Here is an 18,130-nt window from a genome sequence, read left to right on the forward strand (position 1 = left end):
GGCGCCACCGCCGCCGGCCCCTCGGCGCGGGCGGCCATCCACCGAAGGACAGTGCAGTGAACAGACCAGAACCCTCCCGCCGCACCCTGCTCGCGCGCGCGGCGGGCGGCAGCGCCGTGCTCGCCCTCGGCGGCCTGGCGAGCGCCTGCGGCGGCGGCTCGGACAGGCCGGCGGCGGCCGCCTCGTACACCGGCAAGCCGCGCCGCGGCGGGCGGCTGCGGGCCGCCTTCGCCGGCGGCAGCGCCGAGTCGACGAGCGTCGTGCAGGCGACGGCCACCGTGGTGGACTACGTGCGGGCCCGCCTGGTGTGGGACGCGCTCGGCGACCTGGACGGCGGGCGCCCGGTGTGGCGCGTCGCCGAGTCCGTCGAGCACAACGCGGACGCGTCCGCATGGACGGTCCGCGTCCGCGACGGCATACGGTTCAGCGACGGCACCCCGCTCACCGGGAAGGACGTGCTGTTCAGCCTCCGCACCATCGCCGCCCACCCGGGCGGCCAGGCCGCGCTGCTGACGCACGCCGACTTCGACGGCGCGCGCACCCCCGACAGCCGCACACTGACGCTGCCCCTCAAGCGCCCCGACGGGTTCTTCGACCTCGCGCTCGCCCAGTCCATGTTCGTGATCCCCGAGGGCACCAAGGATCTGGGCGCGGCGCCCGGCAGCGGCCCGTACCGGCTGGCGCGGTGGGCCGCGGGCAAGAGCAGCCTTCTCAAGGCCCGTTCCGACTACTGGGACGCGGACCACGGCGGCCCCTACCTCGACGAGATCGAGATCTTCTCCGTCTCGGACGCCGCCGCGCGCCTCGGCGGCCTGAAGGCTGGACAGTTCGACTACGTCGGCAGCGTGCCGCTCACCTCGGCGCGGGCCGAGCGCGGCAACGACGGGGTCCGCGTGCTGCTGCCGCCCAAGGACCTCTGGAGCGAGCTCTCCTTCGCGATGAACCTCGACCTGCGGCCCTTCACCTCACCCGAGATGGTCGAGGCCGTGAAGTACGCCGTCGACCGCGAGGCCATGGTCAGGCTCGTCACGCTGGGCTACGGGGAGGTCGCCGACGACGCGCGCGGCCTGCACCAGCCCTGGTACGCCACGGACCTCCCGCGCCGCCACCACGACCCGGAGCGCGCCAAGTCCCTGCTGCGCAAGGCGGGGCTGCTCGGCGCCGCCGTCACCCTGCGCACCTCCGACTTCGCCTACGGACTCGTGGAGAGCGCCTCCGCGTTCGTCCAGCAGGCGCGGCAGGCCGGGTTCACGGTGCGGCTCGACAAGGTCCCCGCGGCCGACTACTACAGCGACATGGGCAAGCTGCTGCACACGCCCGTGCAGACCTCCGCCTACTCCCCCATGCCACTGCCACTCGACCTCACCAACTACTACGGAAGCCAGGCGAGTTACCCCTTCACCGGCAAGGCACCCAAGGCGCTCGACGGCCTGCTCGCCGCCATGCAGCGCGCCACCACGGACGAGGCACGCAAGCGGACCGTGGCGGACGTGCAGCACTACCTCTTCGACCACGGCGGCGACGCGGTCTTCGCGCGCCTGCCCTCCGCGGCCGCCTCGATCCCCCGGGTGCAGGGGGTCAAGGCGCTCGGATGGGCCGAATACCCCTCGCTGCGCGATGCGTTCCTGACCGCGTGAGCACGGCGGCCATCCCGCACGCCCCGGCAGGCCCCGGGGAGGAGCCCGCGGGCCCTGCGCGACCCCACCGCGCCCTCGCCGCGCTGGTGCTGCGCAGGGCCGTGGCCGCCGTCGCCGTCGTCCTCGTCGTCTCGGCGCTGGTCTTCCTCGCCACGGCGCTGGCGCCGGGCGACGCGGCCACGGCACGGCTCTCCAGGACGGGCGGCGGCTCCCCCGCCCAACTCGCGGCGCTGCGGCACAGCCTGGGTCTTGACGTCCCGCCGGCGGAGCAGTACCTGCGGTGGCTCGGGCACGCGCTCCGCGGCGACCTGGGGGTCTCGTACGCGCAGGGCAGGAGCGTGACCTCCGTCATCGGCGACCGCGCGGTGAACTCGCTGGTCCTCGGCGCGGTCTCGGTCGCCGTCCTGGTGCCGTCCGCGCTCGCCCTCGGGCTGTGGTCGGGCAGGCGCGCGGGGCGGCGCGCCGACCGTGCCGTGTCGGCCGCGGTGCTGACGCTCGTCAGCGTCCCCGAGTTCGTGACCGGCACCGTACTGGTGCTCTGCTTCGCGACGGGGCTCGGCTGGTTCCCCGCGGTGTCCGCGCTCTCCGCCGGGCAGGGCCCTCTCGACCGGCCGTCGCTGCTGGTGCTGCCGGTGGTGACGCTGGTCGCCTCCTGCCTGGCCCAGAACGTGCGGATCGTGCGCGCCGCCACGGTGCGGGCCGAGCGCGGTGAGGCGGTCGAGGCGGCGCGCCTCGGCGGGGTCCCCGAATGGCGCGTCGTCCTTCGCTGGATCGTGCCGGCGGCGGTCGTGCCGGCGGTGCCCGTGCTGGCCCGGTATGTCTCCTACCTGCTGGGCGGCACGCTGATCGCGGAAACGCTGTTCGGCTACCCGGGGCTCGGCGCGTGCCTGGTCGACGCGGCGGCCGCGCGGGACGCCCCGCTGGTCCTGGCGGTCGCCGTGCTCCTCACCTGCGTCACGGTCGCCCTGAACCTGGTGGCGGACGTCCTGTCCCTACTCCTCAACCCGGTCCGGGGGCAAGGAACATGAACGAATCGCAGCACGATGTCCGCACGGTGGGCGCCGAGGAGCCCGACGCGCGGGCGCGCCGTGGGCGCGGGCCGGGCGTGTGGGTGGTCGCCGCCGTGCTCGGCGCGAGCCTGCTGCTGGCGCTGGTGGGTCCCGAGCTGGCGCCGCACGACCCCGAGGCGGCCGTCGGCATCCCGTACGCCCCGGTGGGCGGGCAGGCGCCGCTCGGGACCGACCACCTCGGCGCCGACGTGCTGAGCCGCGTCCTCAGCGGCGGCCGCGCGCTGGTGGTCACCTCGGTGTGCGCGCTGGCCGTGGCCTACGCGGTCGGCGCGACCGCGGGGGCGGTCGCTGCCCTGCGCGGGCGGTGGGCCGAGTCGCTCGTGATGCGGGCCGTGGACGTGCTGATGAGCATGCCCGCGTTCATCCTGCTCAGTGTGCTGGTCACCGCGACGGGACGCGGTGTGACGGGGGTGGCGGTGGCGACCGTGGTAGTGCTGGTGCCCGACATCACACGCGTGGTGCACGCGCTGACCCGCCAGGCGCTCGAACACGACTACGTAGAGGCCGCGCAGGCCCGCGGCGAGTCCCTGGGGTACCTGGTGCGCCGGGAGCTCCTGCCCAACCTGCGCCCGCTGCTCGCGGCCGACGCGGGCGTGCGGTTCGTCGGCGCGGTCTTCACCCTCGCGACCGCCGCCTTCCTCGGGTACGGGGCCCAGCCCCCGGCGTCGGACTGGGCGCTGATGCTGATGGAGAACCAGTCGGGGCTCTCACTGCAACCGCTGGCGGTCCTGGCCCCCACTGCCGCGCTGCTGTTGATCCTCGTCTCGGCCAACACTCTGGTGGACCGGCTCGCGCCGGACGCCCGCACGGCCGCCGCCGCGCCGGTGCCGTGCCCATCACGGGCCGCCTCGGTGCCGGTCGCCCCGAACGGCGGCGGCGCCGTGCTCTCCTGTCGGGGGCTGCGGATGGACTCGGCGCGTGGCCCGGTGCTGCGCGGTGTCGACCTGGACCTGCCGCCCCGTCGCGTCCTCGCGCTGGTGGGCGAGTCGGGCAGCGGCAAGACGACACTGGCCCTCGCGCTGCTGGGCGGTGCGCGCCCCGGCGTCCACCGCGCCGCGGGCACGGTGCGCCTCGACGGCACGGACCTGTGGGGGCTCGACGCGCGGCGGCTGCGCGCGCTGCGCGCGGGCCGCATGGCCTATGTGCCGCAGGACCCGCGTACCTCGCTCGCGCCGACCCTGCGGGTGCGCGCGCACGTGGCGGAGCTGCTGCGGGCGGCCGGCGTGCCCGCGGCCGAGCGCGACCGGCGCACCCGGGAGGCGCTGACCCTGGTCGGACTGCCGGACGACGACGCGTTCCTGGCGCGCCGACCGCACCAGCTCTCGGGCGGCCAGCGCCAACGTGTCGCGCTGGCAGGCGCGTTGGCTACACGGCCCGCGGTGCTCGTGCTGGACGAGCCGACCAGCGCCCTCGATCCCGTGACGGCCGCGGCCCTGCTGCGGGATCTGCGGCGGCTCGCGGAGGAGACCCGGGTCGCCGTGCTGCTCGTCACCCACGACCTGGCGGCCGCCGCCGAGGTCGCGGACACGGTCGCGGTGATGGCGGGCGGCCGCGTCGTCGAGACGGCGGACCCTGCCGGGCTGCTGGGGTCGCCCGCGACGCCGGTCGGCCGGTCCCTGGTGGCGGCGGCCCGGGCGACCGTCACCGCCCTGTCGCGGACTCCCGCCATGGACCTCCCGCGCGCTTCGGGCGGCGGCCCTGCCCTGGCGGTACGCGGCCTGAACGCCCGTCATAGCCGCGGGGGCGGCCCCGTGCTCGCCGACGTCACCCTCGCGGTCGACGCCGGGAGCTGCCTGAGTGTCGTGGGCGCGTCCGGGAGCGGCAAGACGACCCTGCTGCGCTGCATGGCCGGGCTCCACCCCTGGTGGGACGGGCAGGTCGAGCTGTCGGGCACGCCGCTCGGCCGGAGGGTGCGCGACCGGGGCCGTGAGGCGCTGCGCACGGTCCAGCTGGTGCCGCAGAATCCGTACGACTCCCTCAACCCGGCGCATTCGGTCGCCGCGATCGTGGGCAGGCCGCTGCGGCTGTACGAGGGCGCGGACGCGGCGTCGGCCGCCCGCCGGGTCGCCGAACTCCTCGAAGAGGTGGGGCTCGACGCCTCGCTCGCCGGGCGCCGTCCCTCGGCTCTCTCCGGCGGGCAACGCCAGCGCGTGGCCCTGGCGCGGGCGCTGGCCGCCCGTCCCGGCGTCCTCCTGTGCGACGAGCCGACCAGCGCGCTCGACCCGACGTCGGCTGCTGCGGTGGTGCGGCTGCTCGACTCGCTGCGCAGGCAGCGGGGCATGGCGCTGGTGATGGTGACGCACGACCTCACCGTGGCGCCGCGGCTCGGCGGCCGGGTGGCGGTGCTCGACCGGGGCCGAGTGGTCGAGCAGGGGAGCGTGGCGGCCACCCTCCTCGGCACGCCGCGCCATCCGGTGACCCTGGCCCTGCTCGACAGTGTGCCCCGGCTGGACGGCGCGGTGGACCGACCCGCGCGGTGAGCCCGGGCGGCACGGTGCCCCCGCGCCGCCCGGGCGCCGGCGCCGCCCGGTGTCCGCTCAGTCCTCCGCCCTGCGGACCAGCAGGACGTGGTCGGTGACGGTGGCGGTCTGCCCGCCGGGCCCGGTCGCCTGGCGGGCCCGGCGCTCGGCGCGCTCCACGCGCCAGCCGTCCGCGGGCAGTCCGAGGTCCGCGTACACCTGTTCGGGCGTCTGGGCCTGGATCTCGGGGTCCAGCTTCCAGGACCACGGCGCGCGGGAGCCGTGGTCGACGACGAGGAGCCGCCCGCCCGGCAGCAGGGCCCGGGCCGCGGTGCGCAGGACGGCGGCGCGCGGCAGGGCGTACGGCGTGTGGAAGTACTGCGCGGAGACGAGGTCGAATGTGCCCGCGGGGAAGGAGTGTGCGAGGTCGTGGCACTCGGCCGTCACCAGGTCGCCGAGCCCTTCCGCACGGGCGGTGCGCAGCAGTTGCCCGACCGCGGTGGGCGAGATGTCGGCCGCGGTGACCCGCCAGCCGCGGCGCGCCAGCCACACGGTGTCGCCCCCTGCGCCGCACGCGAGGTCGAGGGCGGTGCCCGCCTCAAGCCCCTGCGCCACCTCGGCCAGTACGGGGTTGACCCGGGCGCCCCAGGCCCCGCCGCCCTCCCGGTACGTGGCGTAGAGGCTCTCCCAGAACTCCTCGGGCCGCTGCGCTTCGAGCTGCTCCCGTGTGGGCCCTTCCGGCTGCTGTGCCATGCGCCACCCCTCCGTGTCCCGTCGCCGGGCGGCGGCGCCGCCCGCTGCCACGGGTGACCATGGTGGACACGCATGGTCCGGGACGGCACGGTTTCTTGCCATTCCGGCAAACCGCCGCGGGCGCCCGGCCGGTGCGCTCAGCCCTGGCCGCCCGCGACGGCGGGCCCCGCGCCGGCCTCCTCGTGCTCCTCCCGGTCCTCCAGGGCGCTGATGGCCGTCGCCGTGAGGCTGTGGGCGACATGGGTGCGCATCAGGTCGGCCGCTTCCGCGGAGCGCCGGGCGGCGACCAGGTCGACGAGGCGGTGGTGGTCGTCGAGGTCGCGGGTGCGGGGGCCGTCGCCCGGGGGGAGTTCGAGGCCCAGGCGGCGGTAGCGGTCCGACTTGTCCCACAGGTCGTCGAGCAGCCGGATCAGGACGTCGTTGCGCGAGGCCGCGTAGAGCGCACGGTGGAAGGCGCGGTGGGCGCTGAGCGCCTCCTCGCCCCACCGCCGGGTGACCGGGAGCAGCCGCCCGACGGCGGCGCGCATCGCGTCGAGGTCGGCGTCGGTGCGGCGCTCGGCGGCGAGCCCTGCGGCCGTCGGGTCGAGGGAGAGCCGCACCTCGAACAGCTGGCGCGCCTCGGTGGAACTCATCGTGGAGACGCGTACGTCGCGGTGGGTCTCGACCTCGACGAGGCCCTCGCTGCTGAGGCGTCTGATGGCCTCGCGCAGCGGGGTGATGCTCATGCCGAGGGAGGCGGCGAGCTCGTACTGGGCAAGACGAGAGCCGGCGGACAGGCTGCCGGAGAGGATCCGCCCGCGCAGTTCCGCGTAGGCGAGGTCGCTCTTGCTGAGGAAGAGGTTCGCCTCCGCCATGCCCCGCCCTCTCGCGTACGTCCCGGCTCTTGACAGCAACCGGTGGATCATCACACCCTAACAGCGCCCGCATCTTATAAGATATTAGGAAGCACCGTGAAGATCACTGCCGTACACGAGGGCACCGTCCCGATCAGCTCCTCCATCCGCAACGCCTGGATCGACTTCAGCGCGATGGACTGCTCCGTCGTCGCGGTCGTCAGCGACGTGGTGCGGGACGGAAAGCCCCTCGTCGGCTACGGGTTCAACTCCAACGGCCGCTACAGCGCGGGTGAGATCCTGCGCCGCCGGGTGCTGCCGAGGCTGCTGGACGCGCCGCCCGACACGCTGCTCGACGAGCGCGGCGAGCTCGACCCCGCCAGGGCGTGGGACGTGATGATGCGCAACGAGAAGCCGGGCGGCCACGGCGAGCGCTCCGTCGCGGTCGGCGTGGTGGACATGGCGCTGTTCGACCTCGCGGCGAAGATCGCGGACAAGCCCCTCTACCGCTGGCTCTCCGACCGCTACGGGGACGGCGAGCCCGACGAGTCCGTCTTCGTCTACGCCGCGGGCGGCTACTACGCGCCGGACAAGACGCTCGGCGACCTCAAGGACGAGATGCGGGGCTTCCTCGACCAGGGGTACGACGTGGTCAAGATGAAGATCGGCGGCGCCCCGCTCGCCGAGGACCTGCGGCGCATCGAGGCCGTGCTCGACGTGCTCGGCGGCGACGGCTCCCGGCTCGCCGTGGACGTCAACGGCCGCTTCGACCTCGCCACCGCGCTGGAGTACGGGCGGGCCATCGAGCCGTACGGGCTGTTCTGGTACGAGGAGATCGGCGACCCCCTGGACTACCGGCTCAACGCGGTCGTGGCCGAGCAGTACCAGGGCCGCATCGCGACCGGCGAGAACCTCTTCTCCCTCCAGGACGCCCGCAATCTGATCCGCTACGGCGGACTGCGCCCCGACCGCGACGTCATCCAGGTCGACCCCGCGCTCAGCTACGGGCTGGTGGAGTACCTGCGCATCCAGGAGATGCTGCGCCGGCACGGCTGGTCGTCGCGGCGCTGCGTCCCGCACGGCGGCCACCAGTTCTCGCTGCACATCGCCGCCGCCCTGAAGCTCGGCGGCAACGAGTCGTACCCGGGCGAGTTCCAGCCCACCGGCGGCTTCGCCGACGACGCGCGGGTCAGCGGCAGCCGCGTCGGCCTCACCGAGACCCCCGGCATCGGCTTCGAGGGCAAGGCCGCCTTCTACCGGGTGCTGCGGGAGCTGCACGCCTGAGCCGCACCGGGGCGCCCGGCGCACACCCCGCCGCCGGGCGCCCGTCCCGCACACCCCACCACCGACGATCGTCGTGCAAAGGAGCACCAACGATGACAGCCACCACGGCGCCCGCGCGCCCGCCCCGGCCGCTGGCGGGCCGCCTGATACGCGAGTTGTGGTTCCAGGTGGTGCTCGCCGCGGTCCTCGGTATCGTGGTCGGCCTGCTGTTCCCGGGCGTGGGCAAGCAGTTGAAGCCGCTCAACGACTGGTTCGTCGGGCTGGTCGAGATGATCGTGGTCCCGGTGGTCTTCTGCGTGGTGACCACCGGCATCGCCGCCATGGACAACCTCCGCAAGGCGGGCCGCATCGGCGTGAAGGCCATCGGCTACTTCGTGGTGCTCTCGCTGGTGTCCATGCTGATCGGCCTGGTCGTCGCCAATGTCTTCCAGCCGGGATCGGGTCTCCATGTCGATCCGTCGACACTGCACGCGGGCGACGTCCCCGCAGAGGCCAAGGAGCACGCCACCTTCACAGGTTTCGTCTCCTCGCTGATCCCCGGCTCCCTGTTCGGCGCCGTGACCGGGGACAACATCCTGGCGGCGCTCGTGGTCTCGATCGTCTTCGGCGTGGCGCTGAACCTGACGGGCGAGCAGGCCGCGCCCCTGACCCGCGGCGTCAGGGCGCTCTCCGAGGTGGTGTTCCGGATCGTCGGCTGGGTGATGCGGCTCGCCCCGTACGGCACGTTCGGCGCGCTGGCCACCGTGGTCGCCACCTACGGCGCGGAGAGCCTGCGCCAACTGGGCTATCTCATCGCGTTGTTCACCGGCACGTGCGTGGTGTACATCGTGGTGGTGCTCGGCGCTGTCATGCGGGCCTGCGGGCTCGGCCTGTTCGCGCTGATGCGCTTCCTCAAGGCGGAGCTGCTGGTGGCCCTGAGCACCTGTTCGAGCGAGGCGGTGCTGCCCCAACTGGTGCGCAGGCTGGAGACGATGGGCGTGGGCCGCCCCGTGGTCGGCATCGTGGTGCCCTCCGGCTTCTCGTTCAACCTGGACGGCTCGGCGATCTATCTGACGATGGCGTCGCTGTTCCTCGCGCAGGCCGTGGGCGTGGACCTGTCGTGGCAGCAGCAGCTGGCCATGGTCGGCATCATGATGCTCACCAGCAAGGGCACCGCCGGCATCGCGGGCGGCGCGTTCATCGTGCTGGCCAGCACGATCACCGCCGTGGGGCACGTGCCGCTCGCGGCGCTCTCGCTGATCGTCGGCATCGACCGCATCCTCAACGAGGGCCGCGTCTTCATCAACGTCCTCGGCAACGCCGTCGCCACCATCGTGATCGGCAAGTGGGAGGACGACTTCGACCCGGCCAGGGCCCGCGCAGCGCTGTACCCGCAGCGGCACGAGCCCGCGGAGAAGGCGACCGCCTGAGGATCTGCCCGGGCGCGGGCGGTCCCGGCGCCCGCGCCCGGCCCTGCAGTCCCCTCGTCACGGCGGCGGCTCGACAGCGATGGCGGTCGGCGGCGCGCTCGTCGACCGCACGTCGGACGCGACCGGAGAGCGCGCCGCGGGCGACACGGTGCAGGTGCTGCCGCGCGGCACTCGCTGACCGTGCGGGGGCGCGGCCCCCGCCGCCCTCACGAGGCCCGCGCCCCCGGCGCCCCGACGTCGGGCCCGGCGGAGGCGGCGATGCGCACCGCGGGCTCCATCGGCTCCGCTGTCTCCTCCTCCTGGGCCGCGCGCCCGCGTCCCGTGTGGTGGAAGAGGAGGTTGAGCGCGGCGGCCGTGATGCAGCCCGTCGAGATGCCCGAGCCCAGGACGATCTTCGCCTGCGCGGGGAAGGCGTGGTAGAAGTCCGGCGCGGCGATGGGGATCAGTCCCACGGCCAGCGAGACGGCGACGATGAGGACGTTGTTGTCCTTGTCGAGCCCGGCGCGTACGAGGGTCTGCACGCCGCTCGCGGCCACCGAGCCGAACAGCACGACGCCGGCCCCGCCGAGCACCGGCCGCGGCACGACGGCGATCAGCGAGGCGGCGGCCGGGCACAGCCCGAGCAGCACCAGGAAACCGCCGCCCACCGCGACGACGAACCTGCTGCGGATCCTTGTCATCGCGACCAGCCCGATGTTCTGCGCGAACGCGCTGCACATGAAGCCGTTGAACACGGGGCTCAGCGCCGATCCGAGGGTGTCGGCGCGCAGCCCGGCCGCGATGGTGCGCTCGTCCGCGGGGCGGCCGACGATCTCGCCGAGCGCGAGCATGTCGGCGGTCGACTCCGTCATGGAGACGACCATGACCACGCACATCGACACGATCGCGGCGCCGCCGAACTGCGGTGCGCCGAAGTGGAACGGCGTGGGGAAGCCGAGCAGGCCGGCGTGGCGGACGGGACCGAGGTCGACCCCGCCGAGCGGGACGGCGACGAGCGTGCCCGCCACCATGCCGAGGAGTACGGCGATCTGTTTGACGAACCCCTTGGTGAAGCGGCGCAGCAGCAGCACGATGACGAGGGTCGCGGCCGCGAGGGCCAGGTTCCTCAGGGAGCCGTAGTCGGGTGCGGCCGCGTCGGGCCCCTGCATCCAGTCGAAGGCGACGGGCATGAGGGAGACACCGATGAGGGTGATCACCGTGCCGGTGACGACCGGCGGGAAGAAGCGGACCATGCGGGAGAAGAACGGTGCGGCGAGGAACCCGAGGAGCCCGGCGACGATCACCGCGCCGAAGATCAGCGGGAGCGCGTCCTGCCGGTCCCGCACGGAGCGGGCGACCGCGAGCATGGGGGCGACGCCCGCGAAGGTGACGCCGTTGACGAACGGCAGGCGGGAGCCGACCGGGCCGATGCCGAGCGTCTGGAGGAAGGTGGCGAGGCCCGCGGTGAACAGGCAGGCGCCGGTGAGGAAGGTGAGGTCGGCGGGCGGGAGTCCGACAGCCGCGCCGACGATCAGCGGCGGCGCCACGACCCCGGCGTACATCGCGGCGACGTGCTGGAGGCCGGTCATCGCCATCCGCAGTGGCGGCAGTCTCTCGTCGACGGGGTGGGGCGCGTGGGCGGCGCGGCCCCCTGTCGCGGTGCCGGCTGCCTTGCCCTGCCTGGTGAACCTGGGCTTCATCGCCACTGCGGCTCCTTAGTCCGTCGCAGGCGCGCGGCCCGGGCCGCGCGCCTGCACTCTGGAACGTGGTACGAGAACGAGCGCTCCGATTCCACATTGCGGAATAATGATTCTGAAATGTGGAATGAATGTAGGGTCCATCCTGCGGGCCGTCAAGAGATCACACAGTCCCCGCTGCCGCGGTCCACGGGGAATTTTGGGCACGGCCGGGGGAATCCGCGGCACGGCTGAACGCACCAGGCGCACCGTCCGTACCCCCGGGTGACCAGGTTGCGCGGCAGCCCGCCGCAAGCGGAACGACCGCATCACCGAGAAACGCAAGGGGAGCAAGCCATGACGGGTACGCAGGGAGCCGCGCGCATCGTGACGCGCAGGACCGTGGTCGCCGCAGCCGGAGCCGCCGGCCTGGGGGCAGCCCTCGTCGCCTGCGGCGGCGGCTCGGACACCGCCTCGGGCTCCGACACCTCGTCCGCCCCTGCGGACGGCGGCAAGAGCGCCGGCTCGGGGTCGGCGGGCGGCGACGCCCTCGCCAAGACGACCGACATCCCGGAGGGCGGCGGCAAGATCTTCGGCGACCAGAAGGTAGTGGTGACCCAGCCGAAGGCGAACGAGTTCAAGGCGTTCTCCGCCGTCTGCACCCACCAGGGCTGCACGGTGGCCTCGATCAGCGACGGCATCATCCACTGCCCGTGCCACGGCAGCGAGTTCAGCATCGAGGACGGCAGCGTGAAGGGCGGGCCCGCACCGAAGCCGCTGCCCGCGCAGCAGATCAAGGTCGCGGGCGGCTCCATCTCGCTGGCCTGACGCCGCGGACCCGGCCCCGGCGGCCCGGCCGGGCAAAGCCCCGGCCCCGTCCTCTCGTGGGGAGAGGACGGGGCCGGCCGCGCCCCGGGCGCCTCACCCGTAGCTGCGCGCGGGCGCAGGGCCCGCCGCGGCGGCGACGGCGTCGGCGAGCGGCGCGATGTCACCGGCCGCGAGCGACGACACGGTGATCCGCACCCCCTGCGCCGAGCCGGTGCGGAACCGCGCGCCAGGCGCCACCGCGTACCCGGCGCGCAGCAGCCGCGCCACCGCGCCCGTCTCGTCCCGCACGGGCACCCATACGTTCATCCCGCTGCGCCCGTACGCCATGACGCCGCGCTCCGCGAGCGCCCGCACCAGGGCGTCGCGGCGCGCCCCGTACGCGGCGGCCACCGCGGGCACGTCCACCGCACCCGCCTCCCACAGCGCCACGACGGCGCGCTGGAGCAGGGTGCTGATCCAGCCGGGCCCGAGCCGCTGGCGCCCCATCACCCGGTCCACGGTGAGCGCGTCCCCGGTGAAGACCGCGAGCCGCAGGTCGGGGCCGTACGCCTTGGCGACCGAGCGGACGAGGACCCAGTGGTCCGTCGTACCGGCGAGCGGATACAGCGGCACGTCGACGATCGCGTGCCCGTGGTCGTCCTCGACGAGCAGCACCTCGCGGTGGGAGGCGAGCAGGGCGCGCAGCTCGGCGGCGCGGGCCGCGCCGATCGCCGCGCCCGTGGGGTTCTGCGCCCGGTCGGTGACGACGACGGCGCGGACACCCGAGTCCAGGGCGCGCGCCAGGTCGCCTGCGAGGGGGCCTTCGTCGTCCACGCCGAGCGGCACGGGCCGCAGACCGAGCGCGGGCACCAGGTCGAGCAGGCTGCCCCAGCCCGGGTCCTCCACGGCCACGCCGTCGCCGGGCCTGAGGTGGGCGGCGAGCACCCGCTCGATGACGTCGAGCGAGCCGGACGCGACCCCGATGGGCCCCGGCGGGACGCCGTCGGCGTCGAAACCCGCGCGGGCGAGGCGGTCGAGGCCGGGGTCGACCGCCGCCCTGTGCCCGTAGAGGGTGGGGTGCTCCGCGCTGCGGCGGGCCGCGGCGGCCAGCGCGCCCTCCAACGGGGGCAGCAGGGCGGTGTCCGGGTTGCCGTCGGAGAGGTCGCGCACGCCGGGGGCGGTCTCCACGCCGAGCGAGCCGCGGGGGGTGCTGGCGGGTCGGTGCCGTACGCGGCTGCCCCTGCGGCCCGCCGTCTCGATCACGCCCCGCTCCCGCAGGATGCGGTACGCGGCCGCGACGGTGTTCGGATTGACCCCCAGATCGCCCGCCAACTCCCGCAGGGGCGGCAGCGGTCCACCCGGCGCCAGGGCGCCGGACGCGACCCCGTGCTCCACGCTCGCCGCGATCTCGGCTGCGCGGCGGCCCTCGATTCGATATTCTCCTAGCACAAAGAACAGTATGCACTAGTGCAATGGAGTCGTCATGTCGGAAGCGGACACCGGGGCGCCCTCCCCCGAAGCGAGCGAGTACCGCGCGAGCGGCCGCACCGTGCCCACCCGCGCCCGGGACCGCGCGCGGTACGACAGGGAGCTCGTGCACCGGGTGCTCGACGCGTCGTACCTCTGCCACCTGGGGTTCGTGCGGGACGGCGCGCCGGTGGTGCTCCCCACCCTGTACGGCAGGATCGGCGAGCGGCTGTACGTGCACGGCTCCACCGGCTCGCGCCCGCTGCGCGCGGCGGGCGGGCCGAGCCGCGGCGCGGTCCCGGGACTGCCGGTGTGCCTGACGGTCACCCAGGTCGACGGCCTCGTGCTGGCTCGGTCGGCGTTCCACCACTCCGTCAACTACCACTCGGTGGTGGTGCACGGGGTGGCCCGCCAGGTCACCGACGAGGCGGAGCGGCGCACCGCGCTCGACGCCATCGTCGACCACATCGTGCCGGGCCGTGCCGCCGACTCCCGCAGGGCGAACGCGAGGGAGCTGGCCGCCACCGCGGTCGTGCGGCTCGATCTGGACGAGGTGTCCGCCAAGGTCCGCACGGGCGGCCCGAGCGACGAGCCCGAGGACCTCGCCCTGCCCCACTGGAGCGGCGTGGTCCCCGTCGCGCGGACGCACGGGACACCGGTCCCCGCCGAGGACCTCGCCCCGGGGATCGGGCTGCCCGGCTATCTGGCGGGGGCGGTGTCCTGATGCTGGTCCACCCCTGGGACGCGCCGCGTGACGAGCGGAGCTGGCGCCTGTGGCTCGCGGAGCACGACTTCGGGCAGCTCGCCGTCAACGGCCTGCCGGGCGAGCCGCCGTTCGTCCAGCCGCTGCACTTCGCGTACGACCCGGGCGCGGGGCAGCTGGGCGAGGCCGTCACCCACCTCGCGCGGCCCAACCCGCTGTGGGCCGCGCTCGACGCGTCACCGCACGTGCTGCTGAGCGTGGTCGACGACTACGCGTACATACCGGGGCCTTGGCAGGCGGCGGACGGCGCCCCGCCCGAGCACGGGACGCCGACGAGCTTCTACGCTGCGGTCCAACTGGCTTGCCGAGCACAGGTGGTGGACGACCCCGCGGAGAAGGCGAGGCTGCTGAACCGGCAGGTCGGGCACTTCCAGGAGGAGGGCGTCACGGCCCGGGTGGCCCCGGGCGAGCGGCCGTTCGGCCGGATGCTGCCGGGCATCAGGGCGCTGCGCCTCGAAGTGACGGGCGTACGGGCCAAGTTCAAGTACGGCGCGCACAAGCCGGAGGACGTGAAGGAGCGCACGGCCGAAGGCCTGCGCACCCGGGGCGCGCCGCGGGACGCGGCGGCGCTCACCCACCACGCCCGGGCACGCTCGGGGGACTGACGGGCCCGCTGGGGGACTGAGGGGCCGCGCCCCGCGCCCGGAGACCGGGCGCGGGGCGCCCGCTTCACCCGGCGGCGAGCGGGGCGCGCCTGCGGCGGCGTGCCGCACGCGCCTCTGCCGCGGTCAGGCAGACCACCGCGGCGAGCAGCAGCAGCGTGCCGGCCACCGTGGCAGCGGTGAGCCGCTCGCCCAGCAGCGCGACGGCGATGACCGCGGCGCTCACCGGTTCGAGCAGCATGACCACCGAGACGGTCGCGGCCCGCACCACGGCGGCGCCCGCGAAGTAGAGCGCGTAGGCGAGCGCGGTCGGCACGGCCGCCACGTACACCAGCAGCCACACCACCTCGGAAGGACGCGTGGTGTGCGGCAGCACGCCCCCACCGGACACCAGGGCGAACGGCAGCAGTGTCACCACCCCGATCGCGCAGGCCCAGGCCGTGGTGGCGGTGGCGTCCGACCGCGATCCCGCGCGGCCGAGCCACCGGGTGAGCAGGGTCATCGCGGCGTACCCGGCGGCGGACAGCACCGCGAGCCCCACCCCCGCGGGCCGTACGGCGGCGGAGCCGGCGCCGTTCCCGCCCAGCGTCAGCACGCCGAGCCCGGCGAGCGCCCCCGCTACGGCGAGCAGTCCGCCGGCGCCCAGCCGCTCCCCCATCAGCACCCGCGCGCCCAGCGCGATGAAGACGGGGCCCGCGCCCAGCGTGACGACGGTACCCACGGCGAGCCCCGTGGAGTGGACGGAGGCGAAGTAGGCGGTCTGGAAGACCGTGAACGCGAGCCCCGAGCCGGCGATCCGCAGCATCCGGCGGCGTACCGGCTCGGCCGGGCCGCGCCGCGCGGCGCCCGGGGCCCCGCGCCGCCGCCCGCGCAGCGCGAGCACCCCGAGCAGCAGGGCGAGGCCGCCTGCACAGCGCCAGAACGAGAGGGCGAACGGGCTCAGGTCGCTGACGCGGTACACCAGCGTGCCCGCGGCCCCCGCCGTCCCCCAGGCGAGCCCGGCGACGGTCAGGAACAGCAGCCCGCGCCCGACGGAGAGCGCGCCCGCGCCCCGCTGCGGCACGGGCGCGGCGGCCGGAGTGACGACGGGCGACGGCGGTACGGCCGCGGCGGAAGCGGCCGACGCAGCGAAGGCGGCGGAAACGGCGGCCGAGGAGGCCGGAGAAGCCGAAGAAGGAGGGGATGGCGGAGAGGCCGGAGAAGCCGGAGACGAAGGGGAGGCCGAGGCAGAAGAGGCCGATGGGCGGGACGAACTCGACACGTGGGTGCTCCGTGGACGAAACGCGCGGACTGGTCGCTTGCTCCCGGGTACGCGGGCAGCGACGAACCGGCCCGGGGACTGCCCGGGACCCTCGCGTCGTCGGTGGTGTCCGCCCGCGTCAGGCGGCGGGCGGCGGCAGCACGGTCGAATGCATGATCCGCAGCCTACGTGCCGTGGCCGCCGCCGGACAACCGCTCGTCCACCACGGCGGGTTCGCCTGCGGCCCCCGGCCCCTGCCCCGCTTCCGACGGCGCACCGCCCGTCGCCACGACGCTCTCCACGGGCCTGCCTGGCGTGCCGCGCTGTGCGACGAACGCGCCGACGAGCACCACGGCACCGCCCGCGAGCTGTGGCCCTGACAGGTGCTCGCCGAGCAGCACCCAGGCGAGCACTGTCGCGACCACCGCCTCAAGGCACGCCACCACGCCCGCGACCTGCGGCGACAGCCGCCGCACCGAGACCACACCGGTCATGTACGCGACGACAGTGGCGATCAGCACGATCCAGCACAGCAGCAGCCAGGCGGCGACCGGGGTGCCGTCCATCCGGGCGCTGCCGCCCAGCACGCCCCACTCCGTCTCCCAGGGCCGGGCCACCGCCGTCAGGACGACCGCGCCGAACAGCAGCCCGTACGCGATGACCCCCAGCGGGTCGGCGCCGTCGGAGCCGCCGCTGCCGTGGTCCGAGAGGACGAAGTACGCGACCTGGCAGCACGCGGCGGCCAGCGCGAGCAGCAGCCCGAGCGCGTCCAGGCTCAGCCCCGACCACACCTCGACCACGCACGCGAGCCCGGCCACCGCGAGCACGACGCCGACGGCGGCCGACCGGGACACCGGCCTGCGCTGGACGAAGCGCACCCAGAGCAGCACGAGTGCGGGCGCCAGGTACTCGATGAGCAGCGCGACGCCCACGGGGATGCGGGAGATCGCGGCGAAGTAGGACGCCTGGACGCCCGCCACCGCGAACAGCCCGAATCCGGCGAGCAGCGCGGGCCTGCGCCGCAACAGCGCCCGGTGGCGGACGGCCACCGGCAGCATCACCAGGGCGGCGCCCGTCACCCGGAGCCAGACGACATGCAGCGGGTCGAGGCCCGCCTCGATCAGCGGTTTGGCGGCGACACCGGAGCCGCCGAAGGCCACGGCGGACGCGAGTGCGAGGCCGAGGCTGCCGCCCCGGCCGCCGGGCGGATCGCCCTGGGTGAGAGGCATGACGCCATCATGACAGCCCGCGTCAGGACCGTAACCACCATGACCCCTGTACGACGGCCCGGTGCGCGGCGGTCTCGCCCAGGACGATCCGTGTACGGCGGGCCGGTGTACGGCGCCCCGGCTCGCGGCGCCGGGGCGCGTCACACCTCGGCGAGCCGGCCGGCCAGCTCCTCCGCGTCGACGCCCGCCCTGGCCAGGACCTCGACGGCCCGGCACTCCGGGTCGGCGGCGAGCCCCGCCAGCAGGTCGACGCCGTGGGCCGGGCGGGCGCCGTCACCGGACGCGCGGGCCTGGGCGTGCTCCAGCGCGGCGGCAGCCGCGGGCGACCAGCCGCCGCGGCCCGTCGGCGTCACGCGCGGCACAGCGCCCGAGTCCTCGACGGTGCCGTGCCAGCGCAGGCCATAGCCGATGCTGCGCTGGACCAGGTAGCCGAGCACCCGGGCCGCCTGCCCGCCGTCGCCGAACACGGCGCGCACCTCGGGGTCGGACTCCAGGAGCGAATGCAGCAGATGGGCGGTGTCGAGCTGCCCGTCGCCGTCCCGGTGGGCGCGCCTGCGGGCGCCCGCGACCACCGAGGAGAGCTCCACGGTGATCCGGGTGTCGAGGTCGACGGGGACGGCGCCGGGGCTTCCGCTCCCCCGCGGGACAGGGCATCGCACGCTTCCACCCCATCAGTTTCACGCCACCGGGGCATCCCCGGCGGGAAGCATCCGCCCGTCCGTCACTGGTTGGGCGGGGCCGCGCGGCTTGTCATCCTTGCGGAGGAGATCGGGGAGTACGGACCCCCGTATCGGCGGAAACCCTCGCGCCGCCTTGCGCCCGGAGCCGGCGCGGGCCCGGCGCCGCGGCGCCCGGCCCGCGGACCGCGGCCGGCAGCTCCCAGCCCGCAGCCCCAGCCGACGCCCCGCGGCCGACGCCCCGC

At 75.0% G+C, this 18,130-nt stretch carries 15 protein-coding genes; 8 read left to right on the forward strand and 7 right to left on the reverse strand.

Features of this window, described 5'->3' with window-relative positions; genetic code table 11:
* Nucleotides 1-56: 56 nt before the first annotated feature.
* From AB0910_RS18385 to AB0910_RS18395, 3 genes are read left to right on the forward strand one after another with little or no spacing between them, the layout of a single operon-like run.
* A complete protein-coding gene (locus AB0910_RS18385) occupies nucleotides 57-1,637 on the forward strand; it encodes an ABC transporter substrate-binding protein (RefSeq protein ID WP_366745645.1) in 1,581 nt (526 codons plus the stop codon).
* Complete coding sequence (locus tag AB0910_RS18390) at nucleotides 1,634-2,665, forward strand: ABC transporter permease (protein ID WP_366745646.1); 1,032 nt, start codon at nucleotides 1,634-1,636, stop codon at nucleotides 2,663-2,665. The genes AB0910_RS18385 and AB0910_RS18390 overlap by 4 nt, the downstream gene beginning before the upstream one ends.
* Nucleotides 2,662-5,187, forward strand: a complete 2,526-nt coding sequence (locus tag AB0910_RS18395) for an ATP-binding cassette domain-containing protein (protein ID WP_366745647.1) — start codon at nucleotides 2,662-2,664, stop codon at nucleotides 5,185-5,187. Before AB0910_RS18390 ends, AB0910_RS18395 begins: the two co-directional genes overlap by 4 nt.
* A 57-nt stretch (nucleotides 5,188-5,244) precedes the next feature.
* On the opposite strand, the gene AB0910_RS18400 is transcribed toward AB0910_RS18395, so the two are convergent.
* On the reverse strand, nucleotides 5,245-5,919 hold the full coding sequence (locus AB0910_RS18400) for a class I SAM-dependent methyltransferase (RefSeq protein ID WP_366745648.1): 675 nt from the start codon (nucleotides 5,917-5,919) through the stop codon (nucleotides 5,245-5,247).
* 137 nt (nucleotides 5,920-6,056) lie between these two features.
* A complete protein-coding gene (locus tag AB0910_RS18405; RefSeq protein WP_366745649.1) occupies nucleotides 6,057-6,773 on the reverse strand; it encodes a GntR family transcriptional regulator in 717 nt (238 codons plus the stop codon).
* A 96-nt stretch (nucleotides 6,774-6,869) separates the two neighbouring features.
* Here AB0910_RS18405 and AB0910_RS18410 point away from each other — a divergent pair, with 96 nt between their 5' ends.
* Together AB0910_RS18410 and AB0910_RS18415 are read left to right on the forward strand one after the other, a co-directional pair.
* A complete protein-coding gene (locus AB0910_RS18410) occupies nucleotides 6,870-8,036 on the forward strand; it encodes an enolase C-terminal domain-like protein (protein WP_366745650.1) in 1,167 nt (388 codons plus the stop codon).
* Nucleotides 8,037-8,128: 92 nt separating this feature from the next.
* A complete protein-coding gene (locus tag AB0910_RS18415) occupies nucleotides 8,129-9,445 on the forward strand; it encodes a cation:dicarboxylase symporter family transporter (RefSeq protein ID WP_366745651.1) in 1,317 nt (438 codons plus the stop codon).
* Between the two features lie 206 nt (nucleotides 9,446-9,651).
* On the opposite strand, the gene AB0910_RS18420 is transcribed toward AB0910_RS18415, so the two are convergent.
* On the reverse strand, nucleotides 9,652-11,124 hold the full coding sequence (locus AB0910_RS18420) for a nucleobase:cation symporter-2 family protein (RefSeq protein ID WP_366745652.1): 1,473 nt from the start codon (nucleotides 11,122-11,124) through the stop codon (nucleotides 9,652-9,654).
* Nucleotides 11,125-11,457: 333 nt separating this feature from the next.
* Here AB0910_RS18420 and AB0910_RS18425 point away from each other — a divergent pair, with 333 nt between their 5' ends.
* On the forward strand, nucleotides 11,458-11,928 hold the full coding sequence (locus AB0910_RS18425) for a Rieske (2Fe-2S) protein (RefSeq protein ID WP_366745653.1): 471 nt from the start codon (nucleotides 11,458-11,460) through the stop codon (nucleotides 11,926-11,928).
* Between the two features lie 93 nt (nucleotides 11,929-12,021).
* Here the strand turns inward: AB0910_RS18425 and AB0910_RS18430 are convergent, their stop codons facing one another.
* Nucleotides 12,022-13,356 carry an aminotransferase class I/II-fold pyridoxal phosphate-dependent enzyme gene (locus AB0910_RS18430; RefSeq protein WP_366745654.1) on the reverse strand — a complete coding sequence of 445 codons (1,335 nt, stop codon included), beginning with the start codon at nucleotides 13,354-13,356 and terminating at the stop codon, nucleotides 12,022-12,024.
* Between the two features lie 34 nt (nucleotides 13,357-13,390).
* Here AB0910_RS18430 and AB0910_RS18435 point away from each other — a divergent pair, with 34 nt between their 5' ends.
* Both AB0910_RS18435 and AB0910_RS18440 read left to right on the forward strand, forming a co-directional pair.
* Nucleotides 13,391-14,098, forward strand: coding sequence for a pyridoxamine 5'-phosphate oxidase family protein (locus AB0910_RS18435; protein ID WP_366745655.1), 708 nt, complete (start codon nucleotides 13,391-13,393; stop codon nucleotides 14,096-14,098).
* A complete protein-coding gene (locus AB0910_RS18440; protein WP_366745656.1) occupies nucleotides 14,098-14,742 on the forward strand; it encodes an FMN-binding negative transcriptional regulator in 645 nt (214 codons plus the stop codon). Before AB0910_RS18435 ends, AB0910_RS18440 begins: the two co-directional genes overlap by 1 nt.
* Before the next feature lie 64 nt (nucleotides 14,743-14,806).
* On the opposite strand, the gene AB0910_RS18445 is transcribed toward AB0910_RS18440, so the two are convergent.
* The 3 genes from AB0910_RS18445 to AB0910_RS18455 all read right to left on the reverse strand — a co-directional run bounded on the left by AB0910_RS18445 (nucleotide 14,807) and on the right by AB0910_RS18455 (nucleotide 17,867).
* Nucleotides 14,807-15,802 (reverse strand): EamA family transporter, encoded by a 996-nt coding sequence (locus AB0910_RS18445; RefSeq protein WP_366745657.1) that lies wholly within the window; start codon nucleotides 15,800-15,802, stop codon nucleotides 14,807-14,809.
* Nucleotides 15,803-16,164: 362 nt separating this feature from the next.
* Complete coding sequence (locus tag AB0910_RS18450) at nucleotides 16,165-17,208, reverse strand: DMT family transporter (protein WP_366745658.1); 1,044 nt, start codon at nucleotides 17,206-17,208, stop codon at nucleotides 16,165-16,167.
* 140 nt (nucleotides 17,209-17,348) lie between these two features.
* Nucleotides 17,349-17,867, reverse strand: coding sequence for a Clp protease N-terminal domain-containing protein (locus AB0910_RS18455; protein WP_366745659.1), 519 nt, complete (start codon nucleotides 17,865-17,867; stop codon nucleotides 17,349-17,351).
* Nucleotides 17,868-18,130: the final 263 nt, after the last annotated feature.

Source organism: Streptomyces sp. NPDC047002 (assembly GCF_040704505.1).
Taxonomy (GTDB): domain Bacteria; phylum Actinomycetota; class Actinomycetes; order Streptomycetales; family Streptomycetaceae; genus Streptomyces.